This is a genomic window from Psychromonas sp. (genome assembly GCF_047632955.1).
Classification (GTDB): domain Bacteria; phylum Pseudomonadota; class Gammaproteobacteria; order Enterobacterales; family Psychromonadaceae; genus Psychromonas.
In genome coordinates, this window is the sequence record NZ_JBLIED010000036.1 from 1 (window position 1) to 22,461 (window position 22,461).

Consider the following 22,461-nt stretch of genomic DNA (forward strand, 5'->3'; position numbering starts at 1 on the left):
TTCATCCTGCGCGGTGGCGCCGGGATCCGTAAAGGTCTCATTCAGGTTAAGGTTGATTGGATCGGCACCCAGCAGGGTCAATACAGGTGCAAGCGTATTATCACGAACAATCACGGTGCGGCTGATCGAAGCAGCGTTGCCGTCGGAGTCGGTCACGCTGTAGGTTACCGTATAAGTGGCGGCGACGCTGGTATTCACATCGGAGACTATGGTGATTGCAGAAGTCAGATCACCATCCAGATCGTCCATGGCCGTTGTTCCCGGATCAGAAAATATATCACCGAGATTGAGGTTGATTGGGTTGACTCCTAGCAGAGTAAGTTCCGGAGCAATGGAATTATCTGTTGTATATTCCACATAAAGCAGCGGCGCGCCTGCGGAATCACCATCATAAGATTCTGCTGTTCTTGTTCCTGTACCAGTGAAAATAAAGGCCATAGAATTGCCACTGTTCCAACCTGTTTGAGAGATTATCTCCTGTACAATTTCTGACAGTTCTGAGGTGCGCTGATCTTCCCCTGCTGCGCCTATGGTGTCCCATGCTGGAGGGGCCCATAATACGGATGTATTGGTTGTGGCACGGGAGCTGACATTGTAGTCTGCTTCGGTAAAGCTAACTGCATTGTCTGTACTTTCAGCAGCTATGTTAATCAGTGTATCCAGAATGAAGTCAGCTTCATCTGCCTGAAACTGGATATAGGCTTTGGTGATAATTGCATTTGTTGGAATAGACAGGTCGATAAAACGGATTCCTATCGTCTGAGACTGTTCATCAACGACCAGATCAAGGTCGGAACTGGTCATATAAACCCTGCCGTCTGGATTCTCTTCGGCATCATCTGTACTGGCTAAAACCCTACTTTGCAGTTCGTAAATTCCATCAGTGACTACAACACGACGGTTGACCGAGGCACTGTAACCGTCATAATCAGTAACCGTGTAGGTGATCTGATAGACACCCACATTGGCAGTGTCAACATTTGATGTGGTCTGTATGAAAGCGCTCAGATCGCCATCTGCATTGTCTATAGCTGTTGCCCAGGGATCAGTGAAAGTATCACCGAGATTGAGGTTCATTGGACTGGCGCCGTTCAGGGTAATTACCGGTTCGTTACTGCCGACAACAATTGACAGGTCGTCGAAGCTATATAGTTCGCCATCGTAAACCGTGATCCGCAGTACATAAGTGCCTATCATTGAGAACGAAGCGATGGTATTTTCATTGTTAGCATCTGCAAAGCTGACGACTCCCGGTCCGCTCTGTTTGCTCCATGTCACAGTCAATGCATCATCAGGTAACCCGTCATCGGATACGCTGCCAGTAAGGTAGGCATCAGCGGGCAGCAAGATTGATTGATCTTCTCCGGCCGCAACGACCGGCATATCATTTGTCGTCGTGAATATTGTGGGGATCGACATCTCGTATATAACGCCATCATTTTCGTCAGGATCGCTGTTATTGTCGACGCCGCGAGCCACCATATACAGATTGGTTACTGCTGGATTCTGACTACTGGGGCCCAGAGCGAGACCCGCTGCCTTGTTCGGGTCGATAGAAGATATGTTGATAGTGTTCAACAGTATTCCGTAGAAGGTGGTCTGAATAATTAACTGTTCATGCGGACCAACGATAAATAAAGAATCATTTCTTGAATCGAAAACGATGCCTTCAGGATCGGTTACACCCAGGCTCTGCGTATCAAAACTACTAACCAGATTGGCCGCTGTTAGGTTATCGAAGTCGCCATTATTGCTGCTAATTCTGTACACTGTATTATCAGCACCACCAATGATAAATAGAGAATCAAGACCATAAGTCACGTCCTCCGGATCATTAATTCCAAAAGAACCTGTTGAAAATGAAGTGACAATGTCATCGTTACCGGTGAAGCAGGTGAGATTGGCCCCCGGATTAATTTCGTAGATTGCCTTATCGTTATCATCAGAAAAAAAGCAATGCTTGTTCTCCGGATTGATTGTTATGCCAGTCGGTTCATTGGAAAAGGAAGTTGTCGAATAAGTTGCAAGCAAACTTCCTTGACTGTCGACCTTGAACACATTGACTCCCTGGAAAATCGCCATTTCATTGATTTCAGAGTCTGTGACCAAAAAAGCGTCCACGTCTTCCACTAATAAGGGGGGAAGGTAGACGATACCGGACGTATCTGGGGCGGGGAAATTAGAGGTATCAATAACCTGAATCAGATTAGCCTCTATTTCAGCGGCCATTAATCGAGGGGGGCCCATTACGAGAACGATACTAATGCTTGTTGCAGATATAACAACTAAATTGAACACCATAGCAGCCATTATTCGGCTAATACGAGTAAGCCCTTTCTGGAATAATTTCATAATTAAGCCTTCAAATAATCACATTACAATAGAAACATTCTTATTATTAATTTCTAGAAACTTTTATAGATTTTTTAGTCGCCAGTATTAAGTAGGCTTATTAAAATTCATAAGCACCGTTAAATTAGAAAGATGGCGGGGTAACTCAAATAATCATTTATACCTAACTAACAAAGTACAAAGACAAATTAATTAGGTAAAGGCTATTTTTTCACATGAGTGGATTATTTTGAAAGACATTAAAAAAACCTATTTTAAAAATCCGACTCACATAGAGTATTGCAAAAGTTTTATTTTCTGCCATCTAAAATCCATTTTTGTCACCAGCTTCGCGTTGCGTAACTGTTAAGTTATTGTTAAGGCATTGTTAAGTATAGATGTTTTTTCACAAAAACATGAAGTGCAGCATATCTATTTTCAAAAATATTCTGCAGTGACAATATAATAAGGTTACAACTCATTGAATTATAAAGAGCTGCGAAAACGACAGTCCTCTCTGGTGCCACTTCAATAGCAAAAAAATTTAAAGGTAAATCTCTCAGTGAACCGGATTCGGTTTAATTTAGGTCAATAATCAGTGTCCACGTGCATTGAAGAGCTTTATCAGCTAGGCAGAAGACGGGTTAAGAAACTCTGTTAAATGTTCGGTTTACTGCCCAGTCTGAGCCCTATTAAAATTACTTACTACCTTGTATTTTCTGTTGTGGATTTTTGATTATCCACAAAGTTATTTTAATGAAGAGTATTGATCCATTTATTAATACACAATAATCCAACCTTTCTAACCTAATAAAAACGGTTTAATAGGATCTTGCCCATCTTGAACTTGCCATGGCGTGTTTCTAAAGCGGATTTCAACTCGGATGTAATATTGATCTAGACTCTGCGAGTAACGCGATCCCTTTTTCCTTAAAATCAATCAACATCTTCAGGTATATCGCTTATATAAGTGAGTATTTTTACTGATATAGAAAAACCTAAAGCCTTTATTAAAACTTGTCTGTAGTTTGACGAATATATGTAATTGACAAAAAAGAAAGTAATGCTTTACTTGTAATGACATCCATTCGCATTCAAAACGCAGTGCAGATTCGCGATTCTAAAATCCTGATACTTCACCTTCATCAATTAACTGGCTGTATATAGTGTTTATTATTGGTAGTGACTAACCGATGGTATTGACGGGTTTTATTAAAACGATTTAAAAGGTTGCTGGCAAAAGTGCGAGCAATAACGACTTACTGAAACATGCTGCTAATGTACCTGCAATCTTTTCTGAAATTGACAGTTTATAAAAGCTAGTTGGATTTCAGCCGAATACCAATATCGAGTTTGGTATTCATAATTTTGTCGCAGGGTCTAAAGGATTTCATCAGATGACGAAGATGAATAATCATTCATAAGTTTTTAAATAGTGATATTTGTATGAAAAATAATTTCAACGGTTTGTTTGTTATAAACTCCTTAGAAGGAGGCGGTGCAGAAAAGGTATTTGCGTCCTTAATGTCACTTATAGAGGAAGACAAGGGGAAAGAATACGATTTTGATGTTGTCATATTAGATGAATTGCCAGAAGTTTATTCCTTGCCTGAATCAATAACTATTCATCGACTGGGTAATCGTTTTGGAAGGGTAGGACAATTTATAAAATTTTTAATAATAGTCAAGAAAGTAAAGCCAACTTTTGTTGTTAGTTTTTTATTTCGTTCAAATCACTTTAACGCAATTGCAGGTTGTATTTTCAAATATCGTTGTATTATTAGTGAAAGAAGTAATACCAATGGCAGAATTATCGGGCGTTTTAAATCCTTAAAAAAATTATTAGTAAAAACTATCTTTGACAAGTCAGATGCTATTGTCTGTGTTTCTGAAGGTGTTGGTGAATGCTTGATTACCGATTATTCAATAAGTCCAAGCAAGATAAAGTTGCTAAATAACCCATATAATGATGTTGAATTGATTGCTTTATCAAAATTAAGTAATGAGGATTATTCTGCTAAAAAATATATTGTTGCGGTGGGACGTTTGGTTAAAACAAAAGGATTTGATGACCTAATAATTGCCTTTTCTAAAGCCAATATCTCATGCGATTTGAAAATCCTTGGTCAAGGACCTGAGTTGGAAAGGTTAAAAGAGATCTCTGCAAATAATGGTGTATGCGATAGAGTTGAATTTTGTGGTTTTCAAAAGAATCCCTACCCCTATATAAGTAATTCAATACTATTTGTGCTCCCCTCTCATCTGGAAGGTTTTCCTAATGCTTTGGTAGAGGCGATGACTCTATCGAAGCCGGTAATAGCATCTAATTGTACAGACGGCCCAAAAGAGATATTAGGGTTAGAAGGTTCGATCGATACAGGCGTTGCTAAACAAGCTAAATTTGGTCTTATTTATTCGCCTGGTGATTTTAAAGCCTTAGCTTCTGGTTTAGAAACGTATATTAACTCAGAAGAGTTGTTAAAAAAATACGCCAAATTAAGCCGTAAACGTTCGAAAGATTTTAGTCGAGAAAAATTCTATTCACAGTTCAATTTGCTATTGGCAGCAGTGGTTGGTGGATCATAATGACGCTTGAAATATGTAAACTATTATTATTTTTTTTTATAGGTTTTTACACCTTTAGGTGGATGAAAGTAAATAAGTGCTCACAAATTCTTAACTTTATATTTTGGCTGGTTTTTTTAAGGTTTGTTTTGGCTGCTTTTCATGAACATACCTACCCAGAAATATTGGGTCCATTTTCGATAATTTCTATATATTCCGTTTTGCTTGTGTGTACCTCAATTGTTTTTATGTACTTAAAAAATATACCGATTATGTTTACCCATCGGTTTTATTTGATTAAGGCGTTGATATTTTTAATGTTTGTAAGTTCTATTGTTAATTCCAATCTAATTCAGTCGGTAGATTCGATATTTAGATGGATGTTTCTCTTACAGTTGTCGACGATGTTAATTGAGTCAATTAAATATAATGGCATAGTAAAGGTACTGAAAGTAATTTCCATTGCATATTTGTATCCAGTTATATTGGTCATCTTTTCAATAGTATTAGGTGTCAGCAAAGCGACTGAAATAGATGGTTCGATCAGCTATGTTGGTGGCTATTACCATGAGGCACTCATTTCAGTTCTTATATTAGGTGCAATGTCCATTTTTATTTTGCTGGTGACTGAACAGGGCGAAAAATTTAAGAAACTCTATTTACTGACTTTTTTTTGGTTTCTTCTGGTCATGATTAATTATCGAACGACACTTTTAGCCTCATTATTTATAGGTGTTTTTGTTTTATTTGCTATATATAAAAATACACAAATAATCTCCAATAAAATCATCATGGTGCTATTAGTTATTATGGTTACGCTGGTGACAACTATTTTTGCTCCTTCTGATTTATTCGAACGTTTCCAAGAAATACCTGACGCCATATCTCAATACTCTCATTTTTTAACCCTTCCTGAATATTATTCAGAAGCAGACCAAGATTTTTTTTCTGGCCGAATATATATCTGGAGTACTTACATTTCTGGTGCTTTGGATGGAACAGATATTCAGCTTTTCTTTGGGCAAGGGATGAATGCTTGGAAAGAACGGTTTTCAGTGTATGCGCACAATACATTCGTTTCATTTTTTTATGAACTGGGTATTTTGGGACTTGGGATTTTTAGCCTCTTGATTGTTAATGGATATCGCAGAATCTTAAAAATTAAAAAAAGTGACATAGCTCTTTCTCTATGTGGTGTATATACCGCATTTGTTGTACTCAATTTTGGGACCATGCCGTTATGGCAAGTAGAGGGAATAATTTTATTTTCCTTAATAATTGCCATAACTGAATATTACGTTCAAAGCGAAAATAATGAGATTGAAAAGCAAGCAACTTATGGAGCATATACGAGCGTCACATGATTCAAAAAATCAAAGCTGTATTGTTTTCTGTTGATCAAATAAATTGTTTTCATTGGTATTTTCGTTTATTAGAGTTCCATCTCACTAGAGCTGATTTCGCGCCTAAGATAGGCCGGTTCGCTTACCTAAATTACTAAAGATGCTGGGTAGTTTGGGTATATATCTTGCTATAGATGTTAAATGTACGCATTTAAGCACTGTAAATCGTTTATATACGCGATTTTCGAACAGCACCTATTTTGCAAATACTTTTAAATATGCCTGACTTTATAGGTAATCAGGTAATTAATTGGAGATAGCAGTTGGTTATTATTGTGCTCTAGAAGCCAATAGCGTGCTGACTAACTTTCGATGCTGTCGAAACTTCAAAAATTGGTATTCCAGGGAAAGTGATAAAACAAGGAGTAAATAAAATGTAATTAAATTATGACTTAAAAGAATGGAGAGGACATGCAAAATTTTAAAATTGCTTTTGTTGGTAGCCGAGGAATTTTTTCTAATTATGGTGGTGTTGAAAATGCAACGCGGGAAATAATTTTAGAAATGTCTCAAGAACAAAATGTATACATTAATGTCTACTGTGTAAAGAGTGAGAATGATAATAAATTTGCTCTGCCTGAAAATGTAAAAACAACCTTTATTCCTGATTTTATTTACAAATATTTAGGCCAACATAGTTACATATTATTTTGTATTTTGAATGTTTTGTTTATTAATAGGCCAAAAGTCGTCATTTTGTTTGCCTCTGGGCCATGTGTTTTTACACCGTTATTGCGCTTTGGTGGCATTAAGGTCATAACAAGCTTGCGTGCATTTGATAGTGCTAGGGATAAATGGGGTAAGGTCAATCGCACCATTTTACAGTTTGGAGAGTATTGTTCGTGGCGCTTTGCAGACGAATTTACGGCTAATAGTAAGGAAATGATTTCTGTTTGTTCGAAATATAGGCATGACGCACATTTTATTCCTAATGGCGCAAAACCGATTATAAATGAAAGCATGAAAGAGTTAGAAATTTATGGCCTTAAACCTAACCATTATTTATTATTTTCTGCCCGTTTGGATCCTGTTAAAAGATTGCATTTACTTTTAGAAGCCAATCAAAGACTTCCTGATTCTATTCGTTTACCACTGGTCATTGCAGGGGGGAATGTGAAAGATAAGGCCTATGAAAAAATGTTAAGGAAGTATGAAAGTCAATCTGTCATTTTTTTAGGTCACATTAACAGTAATCAAGTAGATACTTTAATGAAATATTGTAGAGCTTTTATTTTACCCTCCGTTCTTGAAGGAATGTCAAACAGCTTACTCTCCGCCATGGCAAATTCTAAAGCTGTTTTGGCCGCCGATATTGTAGAAAATAGCGATGTGGTTGAATGTAAAGAGGCACTGTTTGAAAAAGATAATGTAAATGATTTGTATGAAAAGTTAATCAAGATTTCAAGCGATATACCTTTCTGTAATAATCTGGGAATGAAACTTGGTGTCATTGCGAGTGAAAAATATTCCTGGAATGCAACATCGACTATGTTCTTTGAATTAATAAAGAAACACGTTTAATATTTTTACAAAAGGGAGTTGATAGCAAAATGATAGCGCATGCGGTTTACAAACAAAGTGGTCGAAAGCTTCTAGCGGCAAAGGATTGTAGCTAAGCAATATCAATGGAAAGAATGCTTGAGCTTTAAAAGTGCAACAAAGCATAGGGAAAGGCTTTCGTTTTTTAACCTGATCACTCAATTTGAAAAAGCAAAGCTGAAAGTTCAATTAGCATATTCTTTGGACTTAAAGTACAAACCAACTCAAAAAGCCAACAGCACTTCGAGTCTTTTTTTTGATTTCTAGGGTTCATGTCTTAAATATCTCTGGCCAGCAGGAATTGGTAGTGAATTTAAACGAGAGTGACAGAGTGATTATTTATTGTATGGGCCAATATATCAAAATTTATTCCTGACAATAATGGGGTTGACTGCTAAAAAATGTGCAGAATGTCAGTGAGAATAGATATAAATATTAATTATTTAAAAATGTTCCTATAAATTTCATGAATTAAACTACAATAAATTATCAATAACCTATTTGCTGACTGCTAAATAAGTTTGTTTAGATAATTAGATTTTTACTTAATTTTACTTAAACAGCTCGATTTTTATTAATATCTATCATTTCGTAAATCAAAAATTTCAATATTTAGGGATGAATGTATGAAGTTAATCGCAATTATAACCATGACCACAATTATTAGCTCTATTCCTCGCGTATTTGCAGACAAATTTGAACCAGCTGCTTTCTCTAATTACTTCACGCCAACGATTGAAACAATAGTTGAGTATGATGACAATATTTATACCACTGAAGATCAAACAATTTCATCTTATAAATTTTATCTCATACCTTCAATTAAATTTAATTTTGAGGATGGTGTAAACCGTTACGGTGCAGAATATAAGCTAACTTCTATTTCGTATTCTGATGGCGGTTTATATAATAATACTAATGACGCTGATGACGATGCTATCGATCATAGCTTTTTGCTCTATGCGGACAATGATTTTACTTCAAAACATCGCACCTCAATCAACTTATCATACGATAAGTTACATGAAGCGCGTGGTTCGGGATTAACCGAGAGTGATCCCTTTGAATTCGCTGATCCTATTACATACGATTTATTTAAGTCGCGCCTTTATTATCAGTTTGGCGGGCGAAGAGCAAAAATGCGTCTTGGTGGTGGTTTTGCATATAGAGATAAAGAGTTTACAAAATACGAAACAACCACTAAATACAGTAGTTATGATGGTCAGAAATTCTTTTTTGATGTTGACTATCAATTAGGTAATATCACTTATTTAACCTTTGACATCTCGACTGAAGATATTAGTTTTAAAAGCCTTCAGAGTGGAAGTACTTCAAGTGATAATACAGATACTCGCGCCCTACTGGGAGTGTCTTGGAGAGGTCTCGGAAAGTTAAAGGGGAATGCTAAAATTGGCTATCAAAGTAAAGCTTATGATGTAGATGCCAGCAATCGTGATGATTTTAGTGGAGGGAACTTAGATATTGGTCTTCAATGGTCCCCACTTCAGCGTTCAATATTTTCTTTTGATTTAAACAGTGCCGCTGAAGATACAAATAACCCTACAGACGGTAATTATATTATTAAGGTTGCAGGTAAAGTTGGTTGGTTCCATAGTTGGACAAGCAAAATAGATTCTAATATTCGTTTAGGTTATGAAAACGATAAATATTTTGGTTCAGATCGTGTAGATAAAATAAGCAATATAGGCTTTGATGTTTCCTATGGTTTCACTCGCTGGCTTAATGTGTCAGCAGGTTATGACTACGCTAGCACCGATTCAGATGCGCCTGATATCGGTAATGATCAAAGTATCTTATTTGTTTCCTTAATAGTTGGATTATGATGAAAAATTTAATAGCTATACTGATATTTTTAATATCTTTTCAATTACATGCGAATCAGAGTTCTGACTATACTCTTGCCGCCGGTGATCAAATTCGTATCTTAGTTTATAACGAACCTGATTTAACGTTACAAGTGCTGATTGGTGATGATGGGAAAATCAATTTTCCACTTGTTGGCAATATTCCTGTTTCAGGAAAAACAACGAAAGAAGTTCAAAAACTGGTTCATGATGGTCTAAAGGGGGATTACTTACTCAATCCATCGGTGCAAGTCGATATAGTGACTTATCGACCATTTTATATTCATGGTGAAGTTAATAAACCAGGGGCATATGCGTATCAGCCTGGTCTGACGGTAGATCAGGCTGTTGCGTTAGGTGGTGGCTTTACAGAAAGGGCTTCAATTTCAAAGATATATCTGGACCAAGGGCTAAATAGCAAATCACAGAAAAAAAATGTCTCACTCGGTTATATTGTGTCACCAGGAGATACCATCACCATTGAGCAAAGCTTCTTTTAATGTTGGAGAACACTAAAATGCAAATAACTAATCCAGCTTCTCCAGAGGCATTGATAGATCTAAAATTTTATATGAGAATCATTTCCAAAGGTAAATGGAAGATTATTGCTTTTGCAATATTTATCACTCTATTGGTCACGGTTTATGTTTTTTATTTACCGCCCATTTATCGTGCCACATCCACTTTATTAATTAAAACCGATCAAGAAAATACCGTATCCATTGATTCAGTTATTTCCCTTGATACTTCTCGTAAAGATTATTTTTTAACGCAATTTGCCATTTTGCAATCACGAACGGTAACAGAGCAAGTCATTGATGAATTAAAACTTGAACTTGATCCTGAATTTTTACCTGCTGAAAAAAATAATATAATAGTTACTCAAGTTAAAAACTACATTAAATCAGTTATTCCTGAGAACTTGTTGCCAAAAAGAGAAGAAGATGTGATTGATTTGCGTAGCAAAAAAGTAGCACTAATTAAGAATTTCCAAGAAAATTTGAGCATTACACCGATTCGTAATACGCAATTAGTTAATATCTCTTATGATGCCAAAGATTCAGCATTAGCAGCATTAATTGCAAATACTGTTGGTGACGTATATATAAGACAAGAGATGCAAGCTCAGATGGATATTACCCAAAAAGCCGTTGATTGGCTAAAATTGAGACTTGAGCAGTTACGTATAAATCTAGAAGTTTCAGTGACCAAGTTGCAAGACTACCGTGTTCAAGAAAATCTAATCGATATTGAATCAAAAGGGGTGAAAAGTATAGAAAGTGGCGAGCTTGCAACGTTAACGGCCGGATATTTAAATGCGAAGAAAGCGCGATTTGAAGCCGAAACCATTTATCTCTTTGTCAATAATGTTAAAAATAATGCTTCATTACTTAGCTTGAAAGAAATCAGCGACCATCCTCTTATAAAGGATATTAAGGCGGTTGAAATTAAATCGGAACAAAAAGTATCTGAATTAAGCTTCCGTTACGGGAACAAACACCCTAAATCTATTGCTGCAAAAGCTGAGCTTGCTGCCGTGAGGAAAAATCTGCGCAATCGGGTAAATAAATTGGTACAAGGTATTGGCGAAGAGTTAACAGCGGCAAAAGATAATGAACGTCGTTTTGAGGAAGAACTCGAGTCAGCAAAGGTTTCGTTTCAGGGAGTTACCAATAAAGAAGAAGAGTATTTGAGGATCAAACGGGAAGTCGAAGCAAACCGTAAGCTTTATGGCACTTTTTTAGCTAGATATAAAGAGATGGAGAGCACGACCAATTTAGAAGTCATACAAGCGAGAATCATTGATTTTGCGGAGATACCCGCTTCTCCTGAAAGACCGAAAAAGGCATTGATTGTGTTAATAACTTTTATTATTTCTGTTATTTTTGCATCCATATTAACCTTTCTTTTTGACTCACTTAATGACACCTTTAGAACCGCTTCTGAAATAGAAACGAAATTAAATAAACGCTTACTCGGTTTATTACCTATGATTAAGACCAAAGGTAAACGGCCTTTGCCATCCCATGTCTATTTTGATGATAATTATAAAGGCTTTTCTGAAGCAGTACGTTCTTTGAGAACCGCATTAGTTTTATCTCATTTTGATGATAATTCGAGTGTCTTTTTAATCACTTCATCTATCCCCAATGAAGGTAAGACAATTACAGCAATAAATATTGCCTATGCAATGACTCAGATGAAAAAAACGTTATTGATTGAAGCTGATATGCGTCGTCCAAGTTTTACTAAAATCTTTAATTTACCTCCATATCAAGAAGGTTTATCAAACGTTATTTCAGGCACTGAGAAGTTAGATAATGTCATTATTCACGATCAAAAATCTGGCATTGATATTTTATCCGCAGGTTTTATACCACCAAATCCGCTGGAGTTGTTATCTTCGCAACGATTTACAGATATGTTAACTGCATTAAAAGAGAAATATGAGTGTATTATTATTGATTCCGCTCCAACGCAAGCGGTTAGTGACTCATTAGTATTAGCTCAAAAAGCTGATTCTGTAATATACGTAGTCCGCTCGGAAATGACTAAACAAGCTGTGGTGAAAAAGGGTATCGCACGCTTACTTGAAGTGGGTGCCAAAATTGATGGTGTAGTACTCAATCAAGTTAATATTCAAAAATCTGCTCAGGAGGAAGGCTTTCAAGGATATTACGATTATTATGAATATGGCCAAGAACAAAAACCCAGTAAATAAGATCAACACTCCGAATAGTTTTATGATGCAATAGCCTAGCCCCGTAATCGCTATATTGATCATAAATAATTGGTATTTTTTGACAACTTAGGTCTAATCCTAACGCGTCAAAAAGCCTGCCCATCAAGTGTTGATTGAATTCCCGACCTTGCTACGAGGCGATTGATATCACAAGGGCTTACTGGTGGATTTGTCTGTTCAATCTTCAGTCAATTCAATGCTGTTAATGAAGCGTTTACCTGCAGACTAATCACTTCTTTGCGCCGTGATTGGCAATGAGTCAGCCCTGTATATTATTTTCACATCTCTGAATAAAACTCACAACGCAGTTAGGAATAATTTTAACCAGAAAGGGTGATCAACTTTTTAGTTCTTTTGGTATTAATCAGCGTCATTGCATCCCACATAATATCGGTTGAATACAATAAAGCCCTGCCTGTTTTTTGTTTATTCCAATCCAACATCACAACACGAATTTTAGGTTTTAAGCGCTTTGAATAAACCTCTTTGGTGTAAATTGGTGTAAACCCCGCTTTCCGCACCTAAAGTTCATCACTACATGTTAATAAATGGTTTTGTTTTTTTTGCCAAGTTGGGATGAAAAATAACCTGGTTATGCATGAGTGCGGAATGTCGAACAAAAATCTTATTTCATTCATATCTTAATCATTTTTACCCATGTATTTTTTCAAATAATATTGTTTCTTATCTTTATCGGATAATTTTTTTGTATTATCAGTACCTATTAATATATTTTTTTTATAAGTACTAATATCTTTAATTATTTTTGCTGGAACACCGGCAGCGACAGAATTTGACGGAATCGATTTACTGACAACCGAGTGAGCGCCAATAACAACATTATCACCGATTGTAACTCCTGGTAAAATAATGGATTTGTAGCCTAGAAAAACATTGTTGCCGACTGTTATCGTTTTTACTTTATCGATTTCAGGATATTCATCTCTAAATACCCATACTCCTCCATCATGTGTTTCAAAACGCACAGAGGTTGCAGAAACGTGATCGCCTAAAGTTATTAAATAGGGCTCACTACTAAAGGAAACATCAATTAGGCGGCAGTTTTTTCCAATATTGACCCCTATTTTTTTAGCATATTGGATTGGATACTGTTTTCTATAATAATATTCGTATAATTTCCGTATCATTTGCATATGATATTTTCCCTACATAGGACATTTAACAACTCTATCGGTGAAATATTTGAAGTATCTATTTTTTTAATATTATGGCTAGATAACGCATTAAATTCACGGCTATAACGGGAACAAAAATCAATAAATTCTATTTTATTCATATTCTGAGATCTAACGCGTTGGTTTTTTCTGTTTTTCACCCTTTGCCATAAAACATCGTGATCAGCACTTAAATATATAATGTTCTGGATATAAGAATTTACTAACTTTTCTAAAAAATCGCTTTTTAAAATATTCTCTTTTCTCAACAATGCAATCTGAAAAAAGGGACCTTGATCTAAAATAAAATTAGACGTTGGTTTATGGTTAATAAATGTCCAGTACTTAATTATCATTATTGATGCAAATAAGCGTAAAACAATCTTAGACACTTCAATATGTTGTGTTTTTACATAAGCTTTAATAAACCAAGGAATTGCTAAGAAAGAAGATAAAAGTATAAACAATTTATACTCCTTAACAGGTATTGCAGAAGTTATATTGGCATTTTTGCTTTTTATTTCATTGATTAACGTTGATTTACCTGTGCCATTTAAACCAATGATTTCAATCAAGTCATATCTTTTGCATAAACTTTTTTTGATAAACTTAAGTATTTTTCTTTGAACCTCTTCTCTATTTGTAATGCCCGTGTCAATTACTTTTGCATAAGGAGCTTCCCAATCATTATTCCATATTTGTCCCGATCGAAAACGCGGTTCATTTGCTTTATTTTCAGGCCTACGCAAAAGTGCAACCTCAGGATCTAACTGCAGAATAAACAGCTCATCTACACCATTTATTTTGTTATAAGTAGCCTCTTCAAGGCGGGATAAAAATTCAAATTTATTGCCTGTATGCATTCTTACTTCGGGACAGTCCCTCGCTGTAATTCCTTTTAACGGAATCCTATTAAGCAAAACAATATATCCTTTATCTCTGAGCTTACAGGCTCTTCTAAATTCACTGAGCCTATCAAAAGCCAGTGCGAGATAGCTCAAAGCAAGGTTCATATTCTTTGGAATAAAGATGTTGAATATTTTTTTAGATATTTTAAGTGTTGTCCCCAAAAAACTCTTGCCAGGTAGCCCCAGATGAAGGACTTGAACCTTAAAATGCTTTGATAGCGTACTTTCTAACAAATCGATAGTCGTACTTTTCCCTGCTCCATCTCCACCAACAAAGGCGAAAATTCGCCCTCCATGTACAGGGACTTTGCCAAAAGAATTATATTTGAAAATTGTCTTTAGAAGCTGCTTATATCGAGGTTGGTTTGTTCTAATTAATGTCACAAAATAGAATTTAGCTCTGCCCTTTTTCTGCATTGATTTAATAACCGATTGCAAAACAGAGCGGGCTTTAAAATATGAATTGAGGCTATTATTTTTTTTGACTATTTGCTCACATTCCTCAAATAAACTTTGATTTATAGAGGAAAAATCGCTTGCAAGTGATTTTTTAACTTTTCCTCTATCGATTTTACTTTCAAGAACTTGGAATTCGCTATATTCGGAATCCGTTACAACTCCTGATTTTTTTGATAGTTTTCCTGTTTTTATTTTATTGCTTAAGGTTTGCTGGGAGAACGGTAAAAGACCCTTTTTTAAAATTAATCTAATCACCAATAATATATATTCACTTTCAACAGTAGGGCGGTAAATGTTTTTATATCTAGATTGGGTACAGTGACTTTCACTAGCTAACACAAAATATTTATCGAAGTCGTAGCCACCCGGCAATGTAAAGTGCAAATGGAAATAAATGATTTTTTTTAACTCTATATCAAATCCGATATAATTTTTTATTCCAGATTGACGATTATCTGTATCAGAGTCGACTTCAACAAAATTTAAAAGACTGATAATTGACTTGATGTCTTCTTCTTGACCGCGTTCAAACAATAAGTCAAAATCATCGCCCTCTGAAAGGCCGCACCCTATATTCGAATTGCTTTGCCAATAAGCACAAGGTATTTTCTTCTCATTGATTTCAATGAAAAAATTACTAATCAGTTGACTCACGTTCACTTTACTCCATTGTTTTTTGCTAGGCGGATGTTGTTTTTTTACGGAAATAAATGTCTTTACATCATTTCAAGCTCTAATCTAGCCAGATACAGTCGATTTAGAATCACCCACAAATTCTGCTAGGGGGCAAAGACCCGTTGGTGTAGTTATTTATTCTAAAATTATTGTTTTCTTCTGGTTCAAAGTGGTGAGTTAATTACCTTATAATCATTTCTGCGCTGACATCTCATGACCTAATATAAAAATAGCTTATAGCCTAAAAATGCCGTTCACTATATCGATAATCATTGTCCCATCTCCAAAATGTATACCTATGCAAATGTTATCGCCAAGCTGTCGGGTTAAATTCGAGGATTTTAGATCCCCTTAATTATTTGTCTGGTAAATGTCTATTAAAAAATTTTTAATTATTATTAAGATAGTATAAAAGCTTAAAAAACATAGTTGTAATAGCAAAAAGTTGAGCACCCATACAGAAAACGCAATCAACCAGCTGGCTCCCGTTTTTAAAGTTATCAGAAGGTTAAAGCTCAGTAACTTAATATATGCAGTGAAATTAACCTTGGGTGGTTTAACGATATCAACCCAAATCCAAGGGGGACTAAGTACATGTCTGTAAAAAATCGAATGGTATTACCTGCCTAAGCTTCAGGATTTCTGTTCGACGAGATATAGAAAGCAGATTTTTGTCCCGCTGGAATTGATTGAAATATTCTCTGACTTAACCAAGGCAGTATCTATAGCAGTCGATTGTTTTGAGGATTTCATCTTGTAAGATTAATTCGTTGAGGTAATATTGATATAAAATATCAATGTGAGCTTGTTCGAGTGGTTGCATAAGCACTGCAAATAAAGCCGCCATTTTTTGCAAAACAAAAAGCCGTAAAAACAACACCATTCTATACGCTGTCGTTTGCGGCGTTAACTGCATCCCAACTCATTAATAAGGGATCATTGATCTGAGAATTACAAGGAAGGATTTAGATGATGCTGTCAAAGAGAACATCCTTACCGCTGAACAGGCAGAAAATTTAGACCTTTACTTGAAAAGTTTACCGAGTGTCGGACCAAACTTTGATTTCACTCATGTGCTTTATTACTTCGGCGGCCTTGTCGCAATAGGTGCGATGACTCTCTTCATGAACTTAGGTTGGGAATCTTTTGGTGAATGGGAGGTATTTTTTCCCCGCTTATGCTGGAATAGGATTAACACTATTTTATGTTTTCCAATACAAGGGATATGCTGTTCCGGCTGGAATCTGCGCAACATTCGCTGTGACCTTAACTCCTCTGGGAATATATGGTCTGCAGCTGGCACTGGGCCTGTGGGCGAATGGAAGTACCTATCAGGAATATCATCGATACATAAAATGGCATTGGCTGTATATGGAGTTTGGAACATTAATCGTCGGCGCAATTGTCACCTGGCGATACATACCCATTCTTAATCATGCCGGTAGCGGTAACACTCTGGTATATGTCGATGGACATCGCTTTAATGATTACTGGTGGTGGATCGGGTTATGAGCTGCGTGCGCTTGTCTCAATGTATTTCGGTCTTGTAATTGTACTGTTAGCTTTTTGGGTTGATTTTCGCGCTAAGGGAAAAGCAGATTACACTTTTTAGTTATATATATTTGGCGTAATGGTATTTTGGGGGGCGTATGACAGCTCAATATTCAGACAGCGAGATTGCTAAGTTTATTTACTTTTGTATCAATATTTTCATGATAGGTGCCGGCGTTTTAATCATACGAAGAGTTTTCGTTGTTTTTGCTGCCATTGGGTCATGTTTTTATTTAGGGCATCTCGCTTATGACTTATTTAAAGACAGCTGGTTATTTCCCGTTGCATTGACTACCGTTGGACTATTAATCATTTACCTTGTTGTCCTTTGGCAGAAAAATGAAAAAAGGATCACCGAAAAACCCCGAAGCATGTTGCCTGTCCAGGTGAAAGATTTTCTCGACTCTAAGCGTCATTGACAATGGCATCTACAAAGAAAAAACCATCAACACTCAGATCGAATAAAGCTTCAAATGGAGTGTACCTTGACCTTTATTTTTGTTCTTTGTGGGAATAATCAAATAAGTTTTCAACTCTGCCGAAGGTAAATTCACTCACGTGTTGCTCTGAGAACAGAATGAATCTTTGCGTGGAAATATCACTATGTTTTTCATTCTAAATATCAAATATCGTTATTGCTCATGGACATATTGACAATGTTAACCTTAAATCAGCGTTTATATACTGGAATGGTTTTCGAATCACTCGATTGGTAAATATTCGCATAAGTGACCCTGAATAATTAAAGTTGATAAGTTTTTTCTTGCCTGCTGTGATATGCAGGCGATCGATATATAGCCGTACTTGTAACTAAAAAGGATTATGTTTTGAGACAAAACCCATGGATGATAAGTGCCACTTGTATGTTACTCGGTTTACTGACCGTCAGTAATGGTAGTTATGCGGAAAACTTCCCTCCAGTAGTTGCAGGTTCAGTATCGGAGTTCGATGTTTTGACTGTAACCGGCAACAACGAGGATCTCCTTGAGGGGACATTTACACCATTAAACACCGAGAATTTGGGCACGCAGTCGAAACGCTCTATTCATCAGGGGGGATTTGGTACCGATTCAGTATGTGGTTTAAGAGGAGGGATAATTAAAGTAACGAATCTGAATGATAGCGGGTTTGGATCATTAAGGGATGCGATAAACCACGATGGGCCAAGAACCATTGTTTTTGAGGTTTCAGGTGCCATTAAATTAGAGTCGCGCCTAGACATTGATTCGCCATTTGTCACTATTGCAGGGCAAACCGCTCCGGCACCAGGTATTTCTCTTTATCACAAAGCACTGAGAGTTAATACGCACGATGTTTGTCTGCAGCATATGCGCGTTCGACTTGGCGACAGAGATTATAAATTAAATCCCATGAAAGCGGAGGATGCCCAGGATGCCGATACTCTAGTGATACGAGGTGGCCGCAATGCAGGGGGGACCTATAACGTTGTTCTCGATAATATGTCTGTCAGTTGGTCTGTCGATGAGAGCATCTCAGTCTTTGGCGGTGTGTCAAACTTGACCATTCGTGATTCTATTCTTGCTGAGCCTCTACGTTCGAACGTTCACAAAAAAGATCATGCCTATTGCCTCCTTATTCGGAGTGACAGTGAAAGGGTTTCCCTTATCGGAAATTTATTTGCTCATTGCCAAAGACGTTCGCCTCGAATGGATGGCGGAACATTGCAGTACGTGAATAATATTGTCTACAATCCGGGTGAATACGCCGTTAGTGTGCACGATAAAGCAATCGATATAACAATGGTTGGCAATGTCATGGATTTTCCCGATGATCCTGCTAATCGCTGGAGCAATGGTGGTGCACAGGCGTTCTTTTCGAGCCGAAGCCTTAAATCGAAGGTTTATTTCCTCGGTAATAAATCCTTTGAAGATCGCCCGGTGCATGAAGCTCGTGGACAAGGGGGAGCCGTCATTTTACAAACGGTGCCCAGAGTATGGGAAGGCAATGTAACAGCGCTAACGGCAGAGGTAGTTGAAGAATCGCTTAGCGACTGGGTTGGGGCATTTCCACGCTATCGTGATGAAGTTGATGCTCGAATTATCGAAGGGGTAAGAACGCACACTGGAACCTATTTAGATTCACAAATGGATAATGGCGGTTACGTTTATGTCCAGGAAAATAAAAGGCTTTTAACACCACCCAAAAATCCTCAGGGTGATGATGACAGTGATGGCATTTCAAATTTAGTTGAGTGGCTGCAATCCTATATTGATGCGATTGAATAACCGTGATTGAGTGAGAAATAGTTATACCAAAAGAACTAACAAGGCGAACAGCCTTGCTGGTTGAAATCAACCCAATCCGTGTGAATAGTTTTATGTATAACATTCTGTTATTCACTACTAGTGGCCAGCTAAAGCTGTTCCATACAATTTTGTGAAAGGAGAATAACTCCTCCCTGCAAATTATGCCTTGCTAGAGTTAATTTTCCTACGCAATGCAAGATCACTTTTTTAAGACATTTGCTCTAATATTCAATAAATTGAGCTCATTTCTCTTTATTAATTAATGAGGAGCACCTTTCGGTTGCTTATAGCAAATGGTTATATTTGATAAATGCAGATGATCGCTGCGCTTTGCTGTACAGATAATTAACCTTCATAACCCCCATTGTCAGCTTTAAGCTTGTCGGATGTAAAATACCCATTGATATGTCGAATTACTGTGGTTTCATGCACAAGAAGAGGCAATACAATCTGAGAAGTCTGTCACCATTAGCGCGATGAATGATTGTTTTATATGATCAAAAACCCGTTTATCACCTATCAACTTATGAAACGCAATAATTCACGTTTTTGTTCCGCGGTCTGGTTGATTTCCAGCATGGCAATATCATGATCCTCATTGCCTTAGAAATCAAACACCTTCATTGATCTCGGTTATAGACCACTCGGGCTTAGAATATCAAAGTATGATCGAGATTGCAGGATCAGCAAGTGAAGTAGAAAGGGTGTCTGCTTTATCGGGGGAAGATCAAAGATATTTTTGATTACCCACATTATTCAACCACTCCTTCACTATAAATGAGCTATGTTTATTGAGTACTTGTGCAAAGGATAATGGTCATGAGTAAAAATCAAATCCAATACCAACATGGTTATAGCTGACCTGAGCTTTTAAAAAACTATGGCAATGATATGCAGTGTGTTGATGTGCTTTTTAGGTGTTCACATGAAAACGCAATCTAAAGCAGGCATTGCTGCATTATCGCTCAAACGACAAGTAGGTTTTTTATAATACAGCATGAGGTATTAAACAAAAAAATCATGCAGTTAGAGAGAAGCATTTACTCAGATATTTAGCTGAAATAGTTATCGATTTAATCGTCACTTTTCATTTGAAGATATTTAGCCTCGCTTCAGGTACGCGCCCTTACGAACAGACCTATGCCACAAAATTTTTAACTATGGCTGAGTGTTACTGGTAATCAGGGATTTTTGAAAAAACATGAGGAAATTAGCAATGCGGAGATCAAAAATATTAAGTGATTTATTTTTTCAACTAATTCAAAAAAAAGTAAGATTTGCCAGTTGGAAAAATAATCATGAGCTAGATTTATCTTTATCTGGTGAAACTGATATTGACTTGTTGTTACACCCATCCGATACACATATCATGTTTGATTTATTGAACGAGTATGGCTTTGTCGAGGGGCAGGCAAAAGTGATTAATTACCCCTCTGTCTTTCATTATTATTGTTACGATGCACAATTAGAAAAACTGCTCCATATTCATTTGTACACTAAGTTAATCACAGGTGAAAGCGACACAAAAAATTATCATTTTCCTATAGAATCGACTCTTTTAGAAAGAGCGGTTATGGATAAAAGAGATGTTCCCGTTCTTCACCCTTCTGATCAACTGCTTATTTTCCTTCTGCGGCACTACATCAAAATATCCTGCGTGCCGGGTTTGCGTTCATATTTAAAGGATAAGGTATCTTATCATGATGAATTTAATGCAATATCGATGGATGTAGTTGAGTCAGAGGGGATGCAGCCATCGAAAAATTTAGTGATTGATAGTTTGGACTTTGCCAGGCTAACAAAAATTTATAATTCGAATTTTCTCGTTCAGTGTGTTGTTGGCTTGAAAATTAGATTTATTCTAAATGGTTTCTGCAGATATAATTTAGCTGAAAATTTTTATCAACGATATGCTCAAATAGCGTATCGGCTTTTAAATAAATTATTTTTTAAAAGCAAAAAGAATTTTAGTGATGAAGGTAAGTTCATTGCTATTACCGGACTAGATGGAACAGGGAAATCATCCACAGTGGATCATTTGCATAAGATGTTCAGTGGCAATTTCAATTGTAAAGTCATTCATGTTGGAAAACCTAAGCCAACGCTATTAACAATTCCAATTAGAGGGGCATTAAAGATCCTTAAATTATTTGTAAATAAAAATAATAGGTGGGGCGCCAAAGCTGATCTGGATGTTGCGAAACCAACTGGTATTGTTCGAGCTTTAATGTATACCGTTCTAGCCTATGAGAGATATAAAGCAACGAAACGAGCTGTAAAATTATCGAATAAAGGGAGCCTTGTTATTGCTGACAGATTTCCCTCTGAGAATGTCGGTGTTATGGATAGTCGCCGGATAATTCTTACTGAGAATAGCCACTATATAACTAAACGACTGTATAACTTTGAAACAAGATGTTATGAATTTTGTGGAATGCCCGATCTTTTATTGAATTTAAAAGTGCCGGTTGAGGTTTCACTCGAGCGAAATAATAATAGAGTCAAAGAAGGAAAAGAAACAGATGATGAAATTAGAGAGCGTTATAGGATCAATTCAAATTTAACTTACAAGGCATATAATATCATCGAAGTTGATATGGATAGAGAAAAAGACGAGTGCATGAAAGATATCTGCTCTCTAGTTTGGAGCTTAGTATCTGGTCCCTGTGTCAGGAACGATGATTCGACTCAAGTTTACGAATCACTCTTACTTGATAAATGATATTACTAATAGCTGCTTCCAGAACTACAAGCAGTGGTTACCTAATCCCGCTCTTTTCAAATTTTGGATAGTGTATTATCAGTTAATCTTTTATTTTGGGTCACCTGAAATCAATATTGGGATTGTGGGGTTGAATGACTACAGGCAGAATAATATCTTTTACATTCACAACAGAGTAAGCACGTAGTTAGACCCTCGCTGGGAGCGAAGTAGTTGCAGGATTGACCAGCTTTTAAAAGGGACAATCATATTTAAAAA

Annotated in this window: 12 protein-coding genes and 1 pseudogene; 9 read left to right on the top strand and 4 right to left on the bottom strand. The window is 36.6% G+C overall.

Annotated elements, in window-relative coordinates; translation table 11 throughout:
• On the bottom strand, window positions 1-2,352 hold a 2,352-nt coding region (locus ACJAZP_RS16015; RefSeq protein ID WP_415231751.1), incomplete at its 3' end, for an immunoglobulin-like domain-containing protein.
• A 1,425-nt stretch (window positions 2,353-3,777) separates the two neighbouring features.
• Here ACJAZP_RS16015 and ACJAZP_RS16020 point away from each other — a divergent pair.
• The 6 genes from ACJAZP_RS16020 (at window position 3,778) to ACJAZP_RS16045 (ending at window position 12,425) form a co-directional block, all read left to right on the top strand.
• A complete protein-coding gene (locus ACJAZP_RS16020) occupies window positions 3,778-4,917 on the top strand; it encodes a glycosyltransferase (RefSeq protein WP_415231752.1) in 1,140 nt (379 codons plus the stop codon).
• A 383-nt stretch (window positions 4,918-5,300) separates the two neighbouring features.
• Complete coding sequence (locus ACJAZP_RS16025) at window positions 5,301-6,260, top strand: O-antigen ligase family protein (RefSeq protein WP_415231753.1); 960 nt, start codon at window positions 5,301-5,303, stop codon at window positions 6,258-6,260.
• A 450-nt stretch (window positions 6,261-6,710) separates the two neighbouring features.
• Window positions 6,711-7,820, top strand: coding sequence for a glycosyltransferase family 4 protein (locus tag ACJAZP_RS16030; RefSeq protein ID WP_415231754.1), 1,110 nt, complete (start codon window positions 6,711-6,713; stop codon window positions 7,818-7,820).
• Between the two features lie 644 nt (window positions 7,821-8,464).
• Window positions 8,465-9,682, top strand: a complete 1,218-nt coding sequence (locus tag ACJAZP_RS16035) for an outer membrane beta-barrel protein (protein ID WP_415231755.1) — start codon at window positions 8,465-8,467, stop codon at window positions 9,680-9,682.
• The gene (locus ACJAZP_RS16040; RefSeq protein ID WP_415231756.1) at window positions 9,682-10,203 is read left to right on the top strand and encodes a polysaccharide biosynthesis/export family protein; all 522 of its coding nucleotides are present in this window, start codon (window positions 9,682-9,684) and stop codon (window positions 10,201-10,203) included. The genes ACJAZP_RS16035 and ACJAZP_RS16040 overlap by 1 nt, the downstream gene beginning before the upstream one ends.
• A 17-nt stretch (window positions 10,204-10,220) precedes the next feature.
• Entirely contained in the window at window positions 10,221-12,425 is a 2,205-nt protein-coding gene (locus ACJAZP_RS16045; protein WP_415231757.1) for a GumC family protein, read from the top strand.
• A 662-nt stretch (window positions 12,426-13,087) separates the two neighbouring features.
• Here the strand turns inward: ACJAZP_RS16045 and ACJAZP_RS16050 are convergent.
• From ACJAZP_RS16050 to ACJAZP_RS16060, 3 genes are all read right to left on the bottom strand, one after another.
• Entirely contained in the window at window positions 13,088-13,600 is a 513-nt protein-coding gene (locus ACJAZP_RS16050; protein ID WP_415231758.1) for an acyltransferase, read from the bottom strand.
• A complete protein-coding gene (locus tag ACJAZP_RS16055) occupies window positions 13,591-15,642 on the bottom strand; it encodes a hypothetical protein (RefSeq protein ID WP_415231759.1) in 2,052 nt (683 codons plus the stop codon). The genes ACJAZP_RS16050 and ACJAZP_RS16055 overlap by 10 nt, the downstream gene beginning before the upstream one ends.
• Window positions 15,643-16,369: 727 nt before the next feature.
• Window positions 16,370-16,579 (bottom strand): hypothetical protein, encoded by a 210-nt coding sequence (locus tag ACJAZP_RS16060; protein ID WP_415231760.1) that lies wholly within the window; start codon window positions 16,577-16,579, stop codon window positions 16,370-16,372.
• A gap of 28 nt (window positions 16,580-16,607) precedes the next feature.
• Here ACJAZP_RS16060 and ACJAZP_RS16065 point away from each other — a divergent pair.
• From ACJAZP_RS16065 to ACJAZP_RS16075, 3 genes and pseudogenes are all read left to right on the top strand, one after another.
• A pseudogene (locus ACJAZP_RS16065) lies at window positions 16,608-17,633 on the top strand (DUF2157 domain-containing protein).
• A gap of 408 nt (window positions 17,634-18,041) precedes the next feature.
• Window positions 18,042-19,460 (top strand): hypothetical protein, encoded by a 1,419-nt coding sequence (locus ACJAZP_RS16070; protein WP_415231761.1) that lies wholly within the window; start codon window positions 18,042-18,044, stop codon window positions 19,458-19,460.
• Window positions 19,461-20,697: 1,237 nt separating this feature from the next.
• Entirely contained in the window at window positions 20,698-22,203 is a 1,506-nt protein-coding gene (locus tag ACJAZP_RS16075) for a hypothetical protein (RefSeq protein WP_415231762.1), read from the top strand.
• Window positions 22,204-22,461 lie beyond the last annotated feature (258 nt).

Excerpts from the sequence above, each read along its gene's own strand:
- ACJAZP_RS16020 (WP_415231752.1), top strand. The coding sequence starts at position 3,778 with ATGAAAAATAATTTCAACGGTTTGTTTGTTATAAACTCCTTAGAAGGA.
- ACJAZP_RS16025 (WP_415231753.1), top strand. The coding sequence starts at position 5,301 with ATGTTAATTGAGTCAATTAAATATAATGGCATAGTAAAGGTACTGAAA.
- ACJAZP_RS16030 (WP_415231754.1), top strand. The coding sequence starts at position 6,711 with ATGCAAAATTTTAAAATTGCTTTTGTTGGTAGCCGAGGAATTTTTTCT.
- ACJAZP_RS16035 (WP_415231755.1), top strand. The coding sequence starts at position 8,465 with ATGAAGTTAATCGCAATTATAACCATGACCACAATTATTAGCTCTATT.
- ACJAZP_RS16040 (WP_415231756.1), top strand. The coding sequence starts at position 9,682 with ATGAAAAATTTAATAGCTATACTGATATTTTTAATATCTTTTCAATTA.
- ACJAZP_RS16045 (WP_415231757.1), top strand. The coding sequence starts at position 10,221 with ATGCAAATAACTAATCCAGCTTCTCCAGAGGCATTGATAGATCTAAAA.
- ACJAZP_RS16050 (WP_415231758.1), bottom strand. The coding sequence starts at position 13,600 with ATGCAAATGATACGGAAATTATACGAATATTATTATAGAAAACAGTAT.
- ACJAZP_RS16060 (WP_415231760.1), bottom strand. The coding sequence starts at position 16,579 with ATGCAGTTAACGCCGCAAACGACAGCGTATAGAATGGTGTTGTTTTTA.
- ACJAZP_RS16075 (WP_415231762.1), top strand. The coding sequence starts at position 20,698 with ATGCGGAGATCAAAAATATTAAGTGATTTATTTTTTCAACTAATTCAA.